Origin of the sequence: Paraburkholderia sp. J10-1, from assembly GCF_905220165.1 — a bacterium.
In the GTDB taxonomy this organism is placed as follows: Bacteria; Pseudomonadota; Gammaproteobacteria; order Burkholderiales; family Burkholderiaceae; genus Paraburkholderia.
Genome location: NZ_CAJMYW010000002.1, coordinates 1,077,895 through 1,093,646, shown reverse-complemented (window position 1 = coordinate 1,093,646; position 15,752 = coordinate 1,077,895). Strand labels below are relative to the sequence as shown.

At 63.2% G+C, this 15,752-nt stretch carries 14 protein-coding genes; 12 read left to right on the top strand and 2 right to left on the bottom strand.

The features are described from left to right. Positions 1 to 47: 47 nt before the first annotated feature. On the top strand, positions 48 to 1,241 hold the full coding sequence (gene metC, locus U5A65_RS11665; RefSeq protein ID WP_321946332.1) for a cystathionine beta-lyase: 1,194 nt from the start codon (positions 48 to 50) through the stop codon (positions 1,239 to 1,241). On the opposite strand, the gene U5A65_RS11660 is transcribed toward metC, so the two are convergent. After that, positions 1,225 to 1,425 (bottom strand): hypothetical protein, encoded by a 201-nt coding sequence (locus U5A65_RS11660; RefSeq protein WP_321914536.1) that lies wholly within the window; start codon positions 1,423 to 1,425, stop codon positions 1,225 to 1,227. The genes metC and U5A65_RS11660 overlap by 17 nt on opposite strands. 2 nt (positions 1,426 to 1,427) lie before the next feature. Between U5A65_RS11660 and U5A65_RS11655 the strand changes: the two genes are divergently transcribed. The 9 genes from U5A65_RS11655 (at position 1,428) to U5A65_RS11615 (ending at position 11,320) form a co-directional block, all read left to right on the top strand. Beyond that, on the top strand, positions 1,428 to 2,420 hold the full coding sequence (locus tag U5A65_RS11655; protein WP_321946331.1) for a hypothetical protein: 993 nt from the start codon (positions 1,428 to 1,430) through the stop codon (positions 2,418 to 2,420). Between the two features lie 308 nt (positions 2,421 to 2,728). After that, positions 2,729 to 3,031, top strand: a complete 303-nt coding sequence (locus U5A65_RS11650) for a hypothetical protein (RefSeq protein WP_321914534.1) — start codon at positions 2,729 to 2,731, stop codon at positions 3,029 to 3,031. A 182-nt stretch (positions 3,032 to 3,213) separates the two neighbouring features. Beyond that, a complete protein-coding gene (locus U5A65_RS11645; protein ID WP_321946330.1) occupies positions 3,214 to 4,521 on the top strand; it encodes a hypothetical protein in 1,308 nt (435 codons plus the stop codon). Positions 4,522 to 4,575: 54 nt separating this feature from the next. Then, complete coding sequence (locus tag U5A65_RS11640) at positions 4,576 to 4,767, top strand: hypothetical protein (protein ID WP_321914532.1); 192 nt, start codon at positions 4,576 to 4,578, stop codon at positions 4,765 to 4,767. Further along, complete coding sequence (locus U5A65_RS11635; RefSeq protein ID WP_321914531.1) at positions 4,760 to 5,152, top strand: hypothetical protein; 393 nt, start codon at positions 4,760 to 4,762, stop codon at positions 5,150 to 5,152. Before U5A65_RS11640 ends, U5A65_RS11635 begins: the two co-directional genes overlap by 8 nt. 81 nt (positions 5,153 to 5,233) lie before the next feature. After that, positions 5,234 to 7,570 (top strand): LPS-assembly protein LptD, encoded by a 2,337-nt coding sequence (locus U5A65_RS11630; protein WP_415764628.1) that lies wholly within the window; start codon positions 5,234 to 5,236, stop codon positions 7,568 to 7,570. 207 nt (positions 7,571 to 7,777) lie between these two features. Beyond that, positions 7,778 to 9,088, top strand: coding sequence for an MFS transporter (locus U5A65_RS11625; RefSeq protein WP_321914529.1), 1,311 nt, complete (start codon positions 7,778 to 7,780; stop codon positions 9,086 to 9,088). A gap of 4 nt (positions 9,089 to 9,092) precedes the next feature. Further along, positions 9,093 to 9,962, top strand: coding sequence for an alpha/beta fold hydrolase (locus U5A65_RS11620; RefSeq protein WP_321946329.1), 870 nt, complete (start codon positions 9,093 to 9,095; stop codon positions 9,960 to 9,962). Next, the gene (locus tag U5A65_RS11615; RefSeq protein ID WP_321946328.1) at positions 9,959 to 11,320 is read left to right on the top strand and encodes an MmgE/PrpD family protein; all 1,362 of its coding nucleotides are present in this window, start codon (positions 9,959 to 9,961) and stop codon (positions 11,318 to 11,320) included. Before U5A65_RS11620 ends, U5A65_RS11615 begins: the two co-directional genes overlap by 4 nt. A gap of 8 nt (positions 11,321 to 11,328) precedes the next feature. Here U5A65_RS11615 and gcvA read toward each other — a convergent pair whose 3' ends face one another. Continuing rightward, positions 11,329 to 12,252 (bottom strand): transcriptional regulator GcvA, encoded by a 924-nt coding sequence (gene gcvA, locus U5A65_RS11610; RefSeq protein WP_321914526.1) that lies wholly within the window; start codon positions 12,250 to 12,252, stop codon positions 11,329 to 11,331. A gap of 129 nt (positions 12,253 to 12,381) precedes the next feature. On the opposite strand from gcvA, the gene U5A65_RS11605 reads away from it, so the two are divergent. Continuing rightward, complete coding sequence (locus tag U5A65_RS11605) at positions 12,382 to 13,527, top strand: acyl-CoA dehydrogenase family protein (protein WP_321933444.1); 1,146 nt, start codon at positions 12,382 to 12,384, stop codon at positions 13,525 to 13,527. 9 nt (positions 13,528 to 13,536) lie between these two features. After that, positions 13,537 to 15,687 (top strand): acetate--CoA ligase family protein, encoded by a 2,151-nt coding sequence (locus U5A65_RS11600; protein ID WP_321946327.1) that lies wholly within the window; start codon positions 13,537 to 13,539, stop codon positions 15,685 to 15,687. The last annotated feature ends 65 nt before the right edge of the window (positions 15,688 to 15,752 follow it).

Below are 15,752 nucleotides of genomic sequence, written 5' to 3'. Positions count from 1 at the left end.
CCACGAACCTGCCGGCGAACGGCACCCGCTTCAAGGCACCTATTCACATGTCCCACGATTCGCGCGCTCCGCGCCTTGCCACCCGTCTTGTCAAAGGCGGCACGTCCACGGTCGTCGACGGCGGGCGCGCGGTCAACCCGCCGGTCGTACGCGCGTCGACTGCGCTGTTCGAAACGATGGCCGATCTGAACGATGCACGCAGCCGGCGCAGTACCGAGCGCTTGTTCACATACGGCGCGCGCGGCAATCCTACCGGCTTCGCCCTCGAAGATGTCGTGTCGGGACTCGAAGGAGGCTATCGAACGCGCCTCTTCCCCACTGGCCTCGCGGCCATAACGATGGTGTTCCTCGCCTACCTTCGCCCTGGCGACCACGTGCTGATTTCCGATTGCGTCTATCAGCCGCTGCGCCACTTCGCCAGTACGTTCCTCGAGCCGTGGGGTATCGACGTCACGTATATCCGGGCAGACGGCTCGGATGTCTCGAGCCGCATGACGCCCCGCACGAAGCTCGTCTACGTCGAGTGCCCGGGCTCGCTGCTCTACGAACTGTGCGATCTGCCCGCGCTCGCCGAACTGGCGCATCGCCACGGCGCGCTGCTGGCCGCGGACAATACATGGGGCTCAGGCGTGCAATATCAGCCGTTGCGGCTCGGTGCTGACATTTCCATCATGGCCGCGACCAAATACCTGAGCGGCCATTCCGATGTGATGATGGGCACCGTTACAACGACTGAGGCCGCCTGGCGGCCTCTCGCGACAATGAGCGATGCGCAGGGCGTCGCCGTCAGCCCCGACGATGCGTACCTGGTGCTGCGCGGCACGCGCACGCTGGGCGCCCGGCTCGCGCTGCACGAGAAGCATGCGCTCGAAGTTGCACACTGGCTCACTACGCAGCCTGCCGTCGCGCGCGTCTTCTGTCCTGCGCTGCCGGAACATCCGGGTCATGCGCTATGGCAGCGCGACTGCACCGGCACCAACGGACTGATCTCATTCGAACTCTCGCAAGTGTCGGCTGAAGCGGCCGATCGCTTCGTCGATGGGCTGTCGCTGTTCGGGATAGGTGCGTCATGGGGCGGCTTCGAAAGCCTCGCGACTGTCGTCAACGTCGCGAGCGCCAGAACCTGCGAGGACTGGAGGAACACCGGGCCGATCGTGCGTCTGCATGTGGGGCTTGAAGACCCGCGTGATCTCATCGACGATCTCGCGCACAGTCTCGGCGCAATCAGTTCCGGCCAATAATCTGGCGATACTGCGCGGGCGTCAAAGCCGTCAACGCCTTGAACATGCGCCGCATGCCCGAGCCGCCGGTCAAACCGGGGGCCTTGCGTTCTATCGCGCAGCAGTAACAATCGGTAAATTGCTTGTCGGGGCGCTGAAGTCGCCGTGCCGTAAAATCGGTCGCGCTCACTTGCCCCTTTTTCAACGATGCCCCGCTCTTTCGAATCGACTGCGCGTCGCGGCGCACGCTGGCTCACCACCGTGCTGGCGCTGCTCGCGGGTTCCTATGTGCCGCTAGCGCACGCCGAATGCCGACCGACCGCGGACCCCGGCGTGCTGGTGCTGCCGCTTTCTCCCGTGCATCTCTCGGTGCCGCTCAATGCGCCGGTGGGAACCACGGTCGGCTCGGCCCATGTGGCCGCGCTCAACGACATTCCCTTCACGTGCAGCGGCCCGGACAACGTGCGCGAATTGCGCGTGCTCGCGCCCGCCGACACGAGCGCTGGCCTCGGCAACGTCTACGCGACGAGTCTTCCGGGCATCGGCTTCCGGATCGTGACGCGCGGCGGCAGTTTCGCGGGCATCGACGACGGCCCGCGCAATGCGGCGTACCGTGTCACGCTGCCGCCTCATGCGGCGCACCTCACGGGTTTTGCCGCCGATGTCGAGTTCATGACAACCGGTCCGAGTCACAGTGGTGTGCTCGCGCCTGGCAAGCTCGCGAGCGTATTGATTGGCGGTACCGAATTCATCGACGTGAGCGTGCCGGAGAACGGCGTCCTGGTCGACGCCATGCAATGCGCGCCGGTTTCGGCGAGCGGCGAGATGTCGGCGGGCGTGGGGACGATGGGGTCCTTCACGCAGGAAGCCGCGGTGATCAGCACGGGATGCGGTCCGGTTGGCGTGAGTCTCGCGATCGGGGTGGGACAGGGCTACGTGTATGGCGCGCATCCGTCGCTGAATGCGAATGCGCCGCCCGAGCACCACGCCCACGTTGCTGCCGGTTTAGCCGCGCTGGACACCACACCTGGTCCGGGCGCGGCGGGCGTGACGCTCACGCGCAACCGCAACGCCGCACGCACGTCAACGCTCGACGACAGCCAGTTGGGCAGCGTCGAAACGGGCACGGTACAAGGTTCGAGTGCGGGCGGCTGGTCCGGCGGCGGCTTCAGTGCAGGCGGCGGCGGAATGCGGCGCTGAGCCGGTCACTGCTGTTTTTTTACGTGTGCGTTGCGTAATCTTTGTTTCGAGATTTTCTTGCCGACTATTGACGGCGTACGCGTTGTTTGAAATCGGCCCGGTCATCTTCTACCCCACAGCTACGCGTTGACAAGGTTTGCAGCCACCCGCCCCGACCAAACAGCCGTGGCGCTTTCATCGGCATCCGAATCACGTCTCGATGTTTAGTTATGAAGAATAGACTCGCCGCTGCCATAGAATCGGCGTCGGCCACGATATCAAGCCGGAGACAATCAACCATGTTGGAAACGAAAGGAAGGAATATGAAGATGGACAAGCTCGCGGCAGTCGCGCTGATCGCCGCCGCGTTGTCGTTCGAGGGCTGCACGTCCGTAGCCCAAAAAAATACCGACCAGTGTGTGGAGAGAATGCAGAGATCCGCGGAACCCGCGATCGTCTCGGTCAGTGACACGCGGCCGTCGCCGGATGGCCGCTCGTTCACCGTGAGCGGCATGATGGAGGACCGGAGCACGCATGCGCTCGTGCCCGCGCAAGTCGAATGCCGGTTCGAAGGCAAGGTCCTGACGGGCTTCCGTTGGCTCGCGCCCGCCAATTTCGCATCGAAGTACTGAGCGTCGCGATGCGCCGTGGTGCCCAAACAGCCACGACAGCCTGATGAATTGAAAATCGTAATCGACTGTAATGCTTTATGTAACCTGAGAAACTTTGACTCGCCCTACACTCCAGCGTCTCAGCGTTGGTCTGTCGGCGGTTGCGTTCGGCCACGGGCATTTGAATTCACTACCGAGGTCGCATGAATCCCGAATCGAAAGCCATTTTCCTGCACACCGGATATCGAACGGCGGGCACGTGGTTATGGTCCTGTTTTCGCAGTCTGGATCAAGTGACCGCGTACTATGAACCGCTGCATGAAATGCTGGCGAGCATCGATCGGGACATGCTCAACACAAGCACGGCGAGCAGTTGGCGTTCGGGGCATCCCGATCTGGAGAGCCCCTATTTCGCCGAGTTCGCGCATCTGCTCGATGGTGAAAAGCGGGGAATCGCCGGTTATGAAGCGGTCTTTTCTGTCGATAGTTTTTCCGGCGATGCACCCGAAGCCGCGCCCCGTATTGCCGAGTACCTGAATACGCTCACGCGCACGGCAAGCGCCGCCGGGCGCACACCGGTTTTCAAGTTTTGCAGGTCGTTGGGGCGGCTCAACTGGTTCTACGATACGTTTCCCGATGCGGTGCATATCGTTGTCCTGAAGAACCCGGTCACACAATGGCAATCGTGCTGGGAGCTGTTCGCCTGGCACCGCAACGCGCATTTTGTCGCCATTCCGTTTGCCGTGCTCGATATGAACCGGCACGTTCCGCTCGCGCGCAAAGTGATTGAGGCTTTGCGGGTCACGTTGCCGGAGATGCCCGAGAGCGGCACGCGTGTCACGCTTGAAGCGCGCCTCACGTTCTGGAAACAGTACGTTGCGCAGATCGATCCCGCCGACGCGTATCGCGGCTTTCTCGCGCATTGGCTGTTGACGCTCCGGCACGCCTTCACGTCATCCGATGCGGTGTTCGATTGCGATCTCGCCGCGCGCTCGCCCGCTTATGCCCAGGCGGCGGAACAATGGATCGCGGAGATGTCGGGCTTGAATCCATCGCTTGGCAGCGTGGAATCCGCCGATGGTCCTCGCCAATGCGGCTTTGACGCGATGCGCGGCCTGGCGATTCACCTCGACGCGCTGGCGCTTTCGAAAGCGCTCGTCGAATCGCGCGAGATTAGTGATGAAACGCATTCGTTCTGGTCCAGCAAGCTCGCGCAAGCGACCCAGGTGCTCGCATTCGGTCCCGACGTGAACTGGCCGCAAGGCCCGGTTTCCCTGCATCGCTCGACGCGTGTCGTGAATATTGCGTTGATCGACGGCATTGCGGCGGACGCCGCGCTAGTGAGCGAACTCGCTGCCACGCGCAGTGCGCTGGAGCGGGCAAAGGAACAGGTCAAGGCGCTCAAGCGTGCCCCGTTGCGGCGGCTCGGCACGAAGGTGCGCAAGCTATTCGCGCCGAAACCACGCCGCTCTGAAACATACATTAAGAAGTGGCGCTCGCGCGGTAACTAAAAAACACGCGCCTTCATTTATGGTGGCGGGATCGACTCACGGAACCCGTCCACCATGTCCACGACCCTTTCCTTTCTCAGTGAACGCGTCTCGCGCGCGGTCCTCGAAGCCAGTTCAGCGCCGCTATGGTCCGCCTGCATGGCCGAAGCCGCGCACGTGTGGATGCCGTCGCGCGATCGTGCGTTGATCACGCCAGCCGCTGGCATGATCGCAGTGCAAGATGCTGGAGCGCGCGCGCATGGCTGAGAACGTCACGGCTATCGTGCGTCAGATCAGTTCGGCCGACCTGAGCGCGGACGGCGAATTCCTTCTGATTCACGATGGAAGCGCCACGGCGGCACTACACCGTTCGGTATTCAACGACCTGCTGGTTGCGCTGCCCAACGCGATGGAAAAGATCCAGCGCATCAACAAGAGCGAAGCGCCATCGTTCGCGCTCATGCACGCGCGCGGCTGCGAGATCGGGCGGCTCGACGGTACTCGCCATGTTGTGATCCGCTTTCGGCTATCGCAAACTGCCTGCCTGTCGTTCACATTGCCCTGCGAGCACATTCGCGGCATTGTCGACGCGCTCGAGTCCGCATCTCATCAAGAAGCCGTGCTGTCTTCCCGCACCGCCTGGCTGCAATAAGCAGGCGCCCCGCACGCGGACGCGCTCCCAGCGAGCCGCACACACATTTTCATCCGCAAACCCTGGTTTCCCTGGCCTATCTTGATCCTGCGTGACGCATTGCGCGGCTTACGTCTAAAGCCGCTGATTTCCCTGTTGCTGGTCGCGCCCGGATTCGCGCCACCCGCCGCACTCGCTCAACTCTCCGGCGCGGCATCGCAGCCCGCATCGCTCGGCGACGACTCGGCCTTGCGCGTCGATCCGCAGTTGCAGGAGCATCCGCTGCAATCGGGCGACAAAGCCGCAACGACCGCAATCGCCCGGTCCATGAACGGCACGACCGACACCGACCTCTCGCTACATGGGGAGGCCGAGTTGCGGCGTTACGCGTCGGCCATCAAAGGCGACTCCATTCACTACTTCGAAGACGCGGACACCGCCGACGCGTATGGCCACGCGAGCCTCACGCAGAACGGCATCACGTTCTTTGGACCCTATGCGCATATGCGCGTCGAAGCGGAGCAAGGCTATATCAACACGCCGCGCTACCGCTTCGTCATCAATGGCGGATGGGGTTCGGCCGCACGCGCCGACCTGATCGACAACGAGCGCGCGGTGATCCACAACGGCACCTATTCGACCTGCCAATGCAGCGGCGAGCCCGCGTGGTACCTGCGCGCCTCGCAGTTCGAAATGGACAACGGCACGAATACCGGCGTTGCGCGCAACACGGTGCTTTTCTTTCAGGGCGTGCCGATATTCGCGAGCCCGTGGCTCTCGTTTCCGCTCTCGAACGACCGGCGCAGCGGCCTGTTGCCGCCAACGTTCTCGTTCAGCTCCACGGGTGGCTTCGACCTGGCGACGCCGATCTATTTCAATCTCGCACCGAACTACGATCTCACGCTGACACCCCGCACGATCAGCCGCCGTGGTGAGATGATGAGCGCCGACTATCGCTACCTGGGCAGCGACTACAGCGGCGAATTCTCGGCTCTGGTTCTGCCGCACGACGCACTCACGAAGACCGACCGCTATTCCCTCTCGCTCAAGCACGACTGGAATATCGGCTCCGGCTTCTCCGGCTACGTGAACTACAACCGCGTTTCGGATTCGAATGTCACCACCGACCTGAACGCCGACAACCAGCTTCTGTTGGGGTCGACGACACTCTATGACCAGGAAGCGGGCCTGCGCTATGCGAACGGACCGTGGTCGGTGCTGTTGCGCGAGCAGCACTGGCAGGCCTATTCGAACGATACGGTCTACAACCGCGAGCCGCAATTGAACGTGCAATACGCGCGCTATAACGTGGACGGATTCGACTTCGGTGCGCAAGCGGATGCATCGCGCTTCACGATGTCGAGCAGCGACGTTGCGCAGGGCAATCGCTTCGTATTCAATCCCTACGTGTCGCTGCCCGTCGTGCGCCCGTCGTGGTACATCACACCCAAAGTGCAGTGGCACTTCGCGGCCTACGACCTTTCCTCGCTCGGCAGCGACGCCGTGGCCGGACAGCCGCGCAATTTCCAGGTCAACGTGCCGACGGTGAGCCTCGACTCCGGCATGACGTTCGAGCGTTCCATCACGCTATTCGGCCACGCCTATATTCAAACGCTCGAACCACGGCTTTATTACGTCTATACGCCGTACCGGAACCAGAGCTTCGCGCCGCTGTTCGACACCGCCGAGAGCGATTTCGGCCTCGCCGAGATCTTCACGGCCAATAGCTTTGTCGGCAATGACCGCGTTGCCGACGCCAATCGCGTCACCGCAGCCATCACCACACGTTTCATCGATGCCGCGACGGGTTCGGAGGCAGGACGCTTCGTGCTCGCGCAGCAATACAACTTCACCACGCCGCGCGTGACCCTGGATGCCGACGGCACCGCCACGGACATGACCCGCACGGGCGTGATCGCGGGTGCCTCGCTCAACATCGGCAGCGCGTTCAAGGCCGAGCAGGCCATCGAATACGACGAGGCGAATGCTTACCTTTCCCATGCGAGCACGGGTTTTTCGTGGGCGCCCGCAGCGGGCAAAGTCTTGAATATGGCGTATCGATATACGCGCGCCAACGCGTCCGAGGACGACGAGCCGGTCAGCCAGTTCATCGTCTCGGGCCAATGGCCGCTGAGCCGCCGGCTTTCCAGCGTCGCCCGCGTGAACTACGACATGCATTTGCACCGGCTCATTGCGGGGTTGGTCGGCTTTCAGTACGACGCGGATTGCTGGTCGATCGGCGTTGCCTTCGAAAAATACACGAATGAGACCAGTTCCACGGTGCCGAGCAGCGGCAGCCGCGTACTGATGCAGTTGCAGTTCAAGGGTCTGTCGAGAATCGACAACGGCCTGCTCAATCAGTTCAGGGAAAACGTGCCGGGTTATACGCCACCGACGGGCGGCGATGCACCGGTCTCGAAGTTCACGGACTATGAGTAAGGCGGTTTTCTCGAGTTGACGGTTGCAGGCTGCGCGCATGATCGACAGAATCTTCGATGTGACTTTTTGGAACATGTCTGTGCGCGATATGAAGTGTTTTTTCTGATGCGCCCGTCCCAGACTGTCTCTACAAACCCCGCGTACACCCCCTGAGTGGGGGTCCCGTCGAGGGACCGAGGACCCGTAAGGTTCAACAAGGAGACAGCAGTGTCAGATATACCGTCCAATACGGCCGCACACCGATATCGCAGCGCCACACCGGTCATTCGGACCCGGATGGCCGGCTGTATCGGGCACGCCATCGAATGGTTCGACTTCTCGATTTACGCGAATTTCGCCATTTTCTTCGGTCCCCAGTTGTTCCCGTCGACGGATCAGCGCTCCGCGCTGCTCGCCGCGTTCGGCGTCTACGCCATCGGCTTCGTGATGCGGCCTGCGGGGGGCTGGCTGCTAGGCGCCGTCGCCGATCGCCACGGCCGCCGGACCGCGCTCGCCATTTCCGTCACCTTGATGGCGCTGGGTTCGCTCCTGCTCGCGGTATTGCCGCCCTACGCGGCGATCGGTCTCGCCGCCCCGGTCATCGCAACGATTGCCCGGCTATTGCAGGGGCTCTCCGTCGGCGGCGAGTTCGCCGCAGCCTGTTCGTTCCTAGCCGAGACAGCGCCGCCGAACCGCCGCGGATTTCACGGCAGCTTCCTGTTCTTCGGCACGGGCATCGGCTTGATCGCCGCCTCGGCGATCGCCTGGGTGCTGAACCGCGCGCTCACCCACGAGCAGATGCTGCATTTCGGATGGCGCATCCCGTTCCTGATCGGTGCGTTTGGCGGCCTGTTCGGGTACTGGCTGCGTACGCGCGTCGAAGAAACCGAAGCGTTCCGGCGCACCGCCACGCGCGCCAAGGAACGCAAAGGCTCGATCCGCATTCTGTTCACGCAATACGCGAAGCCAACGTGGACGCTCATCGGCACCAGCATTCTCGGTGCGTTCGCCTTCTATCTGTTCATTGTCTACGTGCCGGTCTACGCGATTCACCGCGCGGGCGCGGAACCGGCGACCGCCTACGCAGCGAGCACGTTGAGCCTGATCGCATTCACCGCGGTTCAACCGCTCTTCGGCTGGCTCTCGGACCGCTTCGGGCGTCGTCCGCAACTCATCGTGATGGCGGCGCTCTATACGCTGTTCGTCTACCCCGTCGTGCTCTCCGTGGGCAGCTCATTCTGGTCGATCGCTCTGGTCGAGATGTTCGGCATCGTGGTGTACGGCCTCTATACCGCGATTGCGCCAGCGCTCATGGCAGAGCTTTTCGGCGCCGAGATCCGCTCACTCGGTATCGGGCTCCCGTTCAACCTGGTCGTCGCGATTCTCGGCGGCACGACGCCCTATTTGATGACGTGGCTGCAGGGCCGCCAGCAGGAATACCTGTTCCTGATCTATGTCTGCATTGGCTCGGCAATCAGCCTCTTCACCTATGTGCGGATGAAGGAGACGCGTGGCATCGCGTTAGATTCGGAGCGCTGACACCATGATCGACGCATTGCACACGCGCCTTTCGCGCGCCGCGATCACCACGCAAGCTGACGAGTGCGCGCTGAGCCACATCGATCTGGGTAGCGGGGCCCCGCTTCTGTTGATCCACGGCGGCCACGGCGGCTGGTACCACTGGCTGAAGAATATTGAAGCCCTCTGCGCCCACTCGCGCGTCATCGCGCCTGATCTGCCGGGCTTTGGCCGCAGCACCGGCCCTGTGAGCAACTTCTCGTTGCAAGTGGCCGCCAGCGAGCTGTTTGCCCTGCTCGACAGCCTTGGTATCGGTACGATTGACGTCGCGGCGTTTTCGTTCGGCGCATGTATTGGCGCACAGATGGCGGTGCAAATGCCGCATCGCGTGCGCTCGCTTGCCGTGGTCAATCCGGCCGGAATGGGCCCGGTTTCAGCACGGCTCGCCGACATTCAACATGAAGCGGCGCGGGTCGCGAAATCGCATGGCCTCGAGCAAGGCGTGCGCATTTCACTCGAGCAAATCATGCTATGCGACGCCCGCCTCGTTACAGAGGACCTTTGCAGACTCACCGCCGACCATGTGCGGGCGACGCGCGTGCAAACGCGCGCCATTGCACGGACTCATCCCACGCGCGCCCTTTTCGGGCGCGTGCGCGCGCCAATGTGGCAGGCACTCGGCTCACAAGATCCCCACCAGCGCCATGCGCTTGAACAGCGGGCTCGCTATGTGCAGTCAATATCGGAATGCAACACCTCGTCGATTCGCCACGCCGCTCATTGGCTGCAATTCGAAGCGGCGCCGTGGTTCAACGACAACCTGACTGCCTTCCTCGACCGCGTTCGCGCGAGGCAGCGCACACCCAGTTCCATCGATACCGGATTCCAGACATGATTCTCGACACCTTCGCAGACTACGTCGCCACACAAGCGGAAGTCGATTTGCCAGCGTCCACCCGTCATGCGGCAAAGCGCGCACTGATCGACTGGTTCGCGGCGCTCCTGCCAGGCACGCTCACGGCACCCGCCCTGCAACTGCGGCGCGCGCACAGCGAGGAATTCGGCTTTGCGCGTTCGAGCTTGCCGGGCGCCGGGGCACGCACGTTCCCGGCAACTGCCGCCTGGATCAATGGCAGTACCTCGCACGCCGTGGAATTCGACGATATCTTCCGGGACGCCGTCTACCATCCGGGCTGTCCAACAGTGGCCGCAGCACTCGCGCTAGCCGAAGACAGAAACGCAAGTGGCGACCAGTTGCTCAAGGCGATTGTTGCGGGCTACGAAGTTTCAACGCGCATAGGCGCCGCGGTACAACCCGCTCATTACCGCTTCTTCCATACGACAGGAACGGTGGGATGTTTCGGCGCCGCCGCAGCGGGTGCGCTTCTTGCCGCGCCCGGTTCCAGCGACACGGCGCGTCATGCAATGGCGACGGCGGCGACCTTCGCGTCGGGCCTCCAGCAGGCATTCCGCTCCGACGCCATGACCAAAGCCCTGCACGCCGGCCACGCTGCCGCTGTGGGCGTACGCGCGGCACAGGGAGCGGCCGCCGGACTGACCGGCGTGACCGACATCCTCGAAGGCGCAGCGGGCTTCGGAGCCGCATTGTGCGACTCGCCGAGCTGGGACGGCGTAACCGACGGCCTGGGCGTGCGATTCAACATCGAGCACATTACGCAGAAAAATCACGGTTGCTGCGGACATACATTCGCCGCCATCGACGCGCTGCTCGAACTGAAGCACGAGCACGGCTTCACGGCCGGCGCGATCCGCAATATCACCGTGCGCACGTACGGTGCGGCGCTCGAGGTGGCCGGCATTCGCGATCCGCGAACGGCCTTTGAGGCGCGTTTCAGCCTGCCCTACGTCATGAGCCACGCGGCGATATACGGCTCGGTGCGGCTCAGCGCATTCGAGCCCGCACGGCTTGCCGAGGCGCCGCTGCGCGCATTGATGGAAAAAGTCGAACTGGTCGCCGATCCGGCGCTAACAGCCGCGTTCCCGAAACAGCGCGCAGCGCGTGTGGCCGTGACGCTCGACGATGGCCGCACGGTCGAGACTTTTGCTCCTTATCGCCGAGGCGATCCCGAAGCTCCGCTCACGGACGCCGAACTCGACGCCAAGTTCACCGAACTGGCAACGCCCGTCATCGGCACAGCCGCTGCGCGAGCGCTGCTCGATCAGCTCTGGCGCATCGACGAACATCGTGTCACCGATCTCGCGCTTGCCAGGCTCGTTGCATTGCAAGCGTAGCCCCCCCATCACTCTGCCATGCCTTCGATCTTTGGCATGGCAGAGATTTCGTCCATGAGCCACGAGCGAAATGCTGCGATCTTGCGCGACGGCCTGCGGCCTTCGGCAACCAGAAGGTAATAACCCAGCTTTCGCTTCACCGGGCGGTTGAACGGACATACCAACGCGCCCGAGGCGATATCGTTGGCGAGCAGACGCGTTTGCCCGATCACCACGCCGAGACCCTCGATCGCCGCCTGATAGGCGAGCAGAGAGTTCTGAAATCCGCCGCGCTGCTGCTTCACTAGCGCTTCGAGATCGCTGCGCCCCACGGCGCGCAGCCAGTCGAACCAGTCTTGGCGCCGATAGCGCGACTGAAGCAGCCGGTGTTTCGCGAGGTCCGAAAACGTCTTCAGCGGCGGCCCGTCACGCAACAACGCCGGGCTGCAAACAGGCTCGATGACATCGTCGAACAAATGCTCGCTCTGGATGCCAGGCCAGTTGCCGTCGCCGAACTGGATCGCCGCATCGGCCTCGACTTCATTGAAGTTCATCGGCGCAACGGTCGTGCTGATCTCGACGGGAATGTTGGGATAGCGCTGCTCGAAGCGTTGCAGGCGATGCATGAGCCACTTCGCTGCGAACGTGGTGTAGACATTGAGCCGCAGCGCCTCGCCCTCCGCACTCCCCACGATGCTTTCCGTTGCCGCCGCAATGGCGGCGAACGCCGGCCCCACCGCCTTGTGATAAGTCGCGCCCGCCTTCGTGAGCCTCACGCCGCGAGGCTCGCGCTCGAACAACGTGACGCCGAGATATTGCTCGAGCGTGCTGAGCTGCCGGCTCACCGCCGAGTGCGTGACGCACAGCTCGGCCGAGGCCTTCGTGAGGCTGCCAAGACGCGCAACGGCATCGAATACGTGTAGCGGGTTGAGCGGAGGAACCGTGCGGGACATAGCTGACTATCCGGGAATTGGTGTTCCAAAAACTCACATCAACGTACCGTATGCGAAGTAGTGTGTCAATCTCGCGGCGGGAATAATGACCTCACGATGAACACGTACCTGGAGACGAAGAGGAGAACCATGGACTTCCAGTTCACTGAGGAGCAAACCGCCTTTGCAGACGCCGTGCGCCGGTTCGCGAAAGACACGCTTGCGCAAGGCGCGCTGCGGCGGGCCCACGAACCCGGCTACGCGTTCGACGTAGCGCGGCTACTGTCCGAACAGGGCTTGCTCGGCATTACGATGGACGAGGAGGACGGCGGCCAGGGCGGAACGTTGATGGACGCCGTCATCGCGATCCAGGAAATCGCACTGGTCTGCCCCAAGAGCGCGGACGTCGTGCAGGCCGGCAACTTCGGTCCGATTCGCACTTTCGTCGAGTATGCGAGCGCGGAACAGAAGCGCCGCTACCTCAAGGATCTGCTCAGCGGACGCAAGGTCATCGCGCTCGGCATGACCGAGCCCGGCGCGGGTTCGGCCGTCACCGAACTGCGCACCTCCGCGCGCGAAGAAGGCGACGAGTACGTCATCAACGGCACGAAGATCTTCTCGACACACAGCCCCGAGGCCGACCTCTTCCTGATTTACTGCCGCTTCGGGCCGGGAACGGGCAACATCGGCTCGGTTCTGATCGAAAAAGGCACACCTGGATTCACGGTCGGCAATCCGTCCTGCTTCATGAGCGGCGAACCGTGGTCGCAGTTGTACATGGAGGAATGCCGCATTCCGGCCGAGAACGTCCTGCTCGGGCCAGGCGGCTTCAAGAAGCAGATCTCCGGCTTTAATGTCGAGCGCGTAGGCAATGCGTCACGGGCTCTGGCCCTGGGCCGTCACGCGTTCAATCTCGCGCGCGAGCATGCTGCCATGCGGGAGCAGTTTGGCCACCCGTTGTGCGAGTTTCAGGGCATTCAGTGGAAATTCGCCGATATGGCACTCAAGCTGGAATCCGCTCAATTGCTGCTCTACAAGGCCGCAAACGTTGCGCGCGGCACGCTGCCTTCGCCCAACGACACGGCGCTTGCCAAGCTCGCATGCAACCTGGCCGGCTGGGAAGTCTCGAACGACGCGCTTCAAGTGATGGGTGGCATGGGCTACAGTCAGGAGTCGCTGGTGGAATACTGCGTGCGACGAACGCGCGGCTGGATGATTGCCGGTGGATCGATCGAAGTACTCAAGAACCGTATCGCCGAAGGCGTGTTCGAACGCCGTTTCGACCCGCGCAAGTGAAGGGACAACATGAGCATGAATGAGACGATGGAGCCGACTCCCCGCACTGCCGTACGTGACATATCCCTCGCACGCTGTGTGCTGGCGCCCGAAAGCGTCGCGCTGATCGGGGCATCGGACGACCCGGCAAAGACGGCGGGCAGACCGCTGCGCTTTATCCGGCAGGCGGGCTACGAAGGGCGCATTTACCCGATCAACCCGAACCGCGACGTTGTGCAGGGGGAACGCGCCTGGCATCGTGTATCGGATCTGCCCGAAATTCCGGAGCACGCGTTCATCCTCACGCCAACGGAAGCCGCAATCGACGCGCTCGAGGCATGTGCGAACTTCGGCATTCCCGTGGCCACCATTCTCGCCGCGGGTTTCTCTGAGACGGGCCCGGACGGCGCCGCACGCGAACAGCGCGTGCGTGACATCGTCGCGCGCACGGGCATTCGTGTTCTCGGGCCGAGCGGTCTCGGTATGGTGAACGTGCGCACCAAGCTCGCATTGACGGCCAATGCCGCCTTTGCCGAGCCGGATCTTCCTGTTGGCGGCGTGTTTGTGGCCTCTCACAGCGGCAGCATGATCGGCGGCCTGCTCTCGCGCGGCAAGGCCAAAGGCGTTGGCTTTGCGGGTCTGGTTTCCGTTGGCAACGAAGTCGACCTGAGCGTTGGCGAACTCTGCGCCGCAACGCTCGACGACCCCGCCATCACCGGCTACATGCTCTTTCTCGAAACGCTGCGTCATGCCGACAAACTGCGCGCCTTCGCCCTGGCGGCGGCCGAGCGCGGGAAGCCCGTCGTGGCCTACAAACTGGGGCGCTCCGCGGCGGCAGCAGAGCTTGCTGTCTCGCACACCGGCGCGCTGGCCGGCGAAGACGATGTTGCCGACGCGTTCCTCAAGGATTGCGGCATCGCTCGCGTCGACACGCTCGAAGCATTTCTCGAAAGTCTCCCCCTGCTCCGGCAAATGCCGTTGCCCCGCTCCCGCGAAGCTGCGCGCGTGCCGCGTGTCGCGGTGGTGACCACGACCGGCGGCGGCGCGGCCATGGTGGTCGATCAACTAGGTGTTCGCGGCATCGATGTCGTGCAGCCCCGTGAAGAAACCTTCGCGCGGCTCGCGAGCGCGGGCGTGGACGTGTCCAGCAGGCGCATCGTCGACCTGACACTTGCGGGCACCCGTTATGACGTCATGAGCGCCGCGCTCCGTGTGCTTCGTACGGCACCGGAATTCGATCTCGTCATTGCCGTCGCAGGGTCTTCCGCTCGCTTCGCACCAGAACTCGTGGTTCGCCCGATTATCGATAGCGGGACGGCTGACCCGGCGTTGCTCCCGCTGGCCGCGTTTGTCGTGCCAGAAGCGCCGGAGGCGCTGCTGCGACTGACTGAAGCGGGCGTGCCGTGTTTTCGGACCCCTGAGGCGTGCGCCGATGCCATCGCCGCCGCAGCATCGAGACGCGCGCCGAAGCCCTTCTCGCGGCAAAACGCGGAGGAGAAAAGCACTACGAAATATGAGGATGCCTTACTGCTCGACGAGCTCGTGGCGTACGAGCAGCTCGCTCGAGTGGGTGTTGCGCATGCACCGGCATCAGCCATCTCAGTCAGCGAAGCCGCAGCGTTGCCCGAAGGTCTTGCCTACCCGCTCGCGGTCAAAGTTCTCTCTGAGCGGCTGCCTCACAAGACGGATGTTGGCGGTGTCGAACTCGGTATCAGCGACGGCGCCCAGTTGCGCGCAGCAATTGCTCGCATTGTCGAGAACGTGGGAAAGCACGTGCCCGATGTCGCGGTCGAGCGCGTCCTCGTGCAACCGATGACCCGGGGCCTCGGCGAGGCGCTGATCGGCTATCGGCTCGACGCGCAGGTGGGCCCGGTCGTCATGCTCGCGGCCGGCGGCGTCTATACCGAGCTTTACCGCGATCGAGCGTTGCGACTGGCGCCTGTCGATTTCGACGAAGCACGGGCGATGGTTGCCGAAGTCAAGGGACTGCGCGCGCTCGAGGGCTATCGAGGCAAACCACGCGGCGACATGGATGCTCTCGCCAGAGCGGTGGTGGCCATGTCTCGACTGGCCACCCTTCCCGATGTTTGTGTCGTCGAAGCCGAAGTCAATCCCGTGATGATCAGGCGTGAAGGCGACGGCGTACTGGCTGTCGATGCGTTAGTGCGCATCAAACAATGAAGCATGGCGCGCGTGACGGGCGTTCAGACGCACCAGGTTTTCCCGCCTGGTGCGCCCGAGCCAGG

Bases quoted from the DNA above. Each gene is read 5' to 3' on its own strand.
- U5A65_RS11645 (WP_321946330.1), top strand. From the start codon at position 3,214: ATGAATCCCGAATCGAAAGCCATTTTCCTGCACACCGGATATCGAACG.
- U5A65_RS11635 (WP_321914531.1), top strand. From the start codon at position 4,760: ATGGCTGAGAACGTCACGGCTATCGTGCGTCAGATCAGTTCGGCCGAC.
- gcvA (WP_321914526.1), bottom strand. From the start codon at position 12,252: ATGTCCCGCACGGTTCCTCCGCTCAACCCGCTACACGTATTCGATGCC.
- U5A65_RS11620 (WP_321946329.1), top strand. From the start codon at position 9,093: ATGATCGACGCATTGCACACGCGCCTTTCGCGCGCCGCGATCACCACG.
- U5A65_RS11655 (WP_321946331.1), top strand. From the start codon at position 1,428: ATGCCCCGCTCTTTCGAATCGACTGCGCGTCGCGGCGCACGCTGGCTC.
- U5A65_RS11650 (WP_321914534.1), top strand. From the start codon at position 2,729: ATGGACAAGCTCGCGGCAGTCGCGCTGATCGCCGCCGCGTTGTCGTTC.
- U5A65_RS11600 (WP_321946327.1), top strand. From the start codon at position 13,537: ATGAGCATGAATGAGACGATGGAGCCGACTCCCCGCACTGCCGTACGT.
- U5A65_RS11605 (WP_321933444.1), top strand. From the start codon at position 12,382: ATGGACTTCCAGTTCACTGAGGAGCAAACCGCCTTTGCAGACGCCGTG.
- U5A65_RS11640 (WP_321914532.1), top strand. From the start codon at position 4,576: ATGTCCACGACCCTTTCCTTTCTCAGTGAACGCGTCTCGCGCGCGGTC.
- metC (WP_321946332.1), top strand. From the start codon at position 48: ATGTCCCACGATTCGCGCGCTCCGCGCCTTGCCACCCGTCTTGTCAAA.
- U5A65_RS11615 (WP_321946328.1), top strand. From the start codon at position 9,959: ATGATTCTCGACACCTTCGCAGACTACGTCGCCACACAAGCGGAAGTC.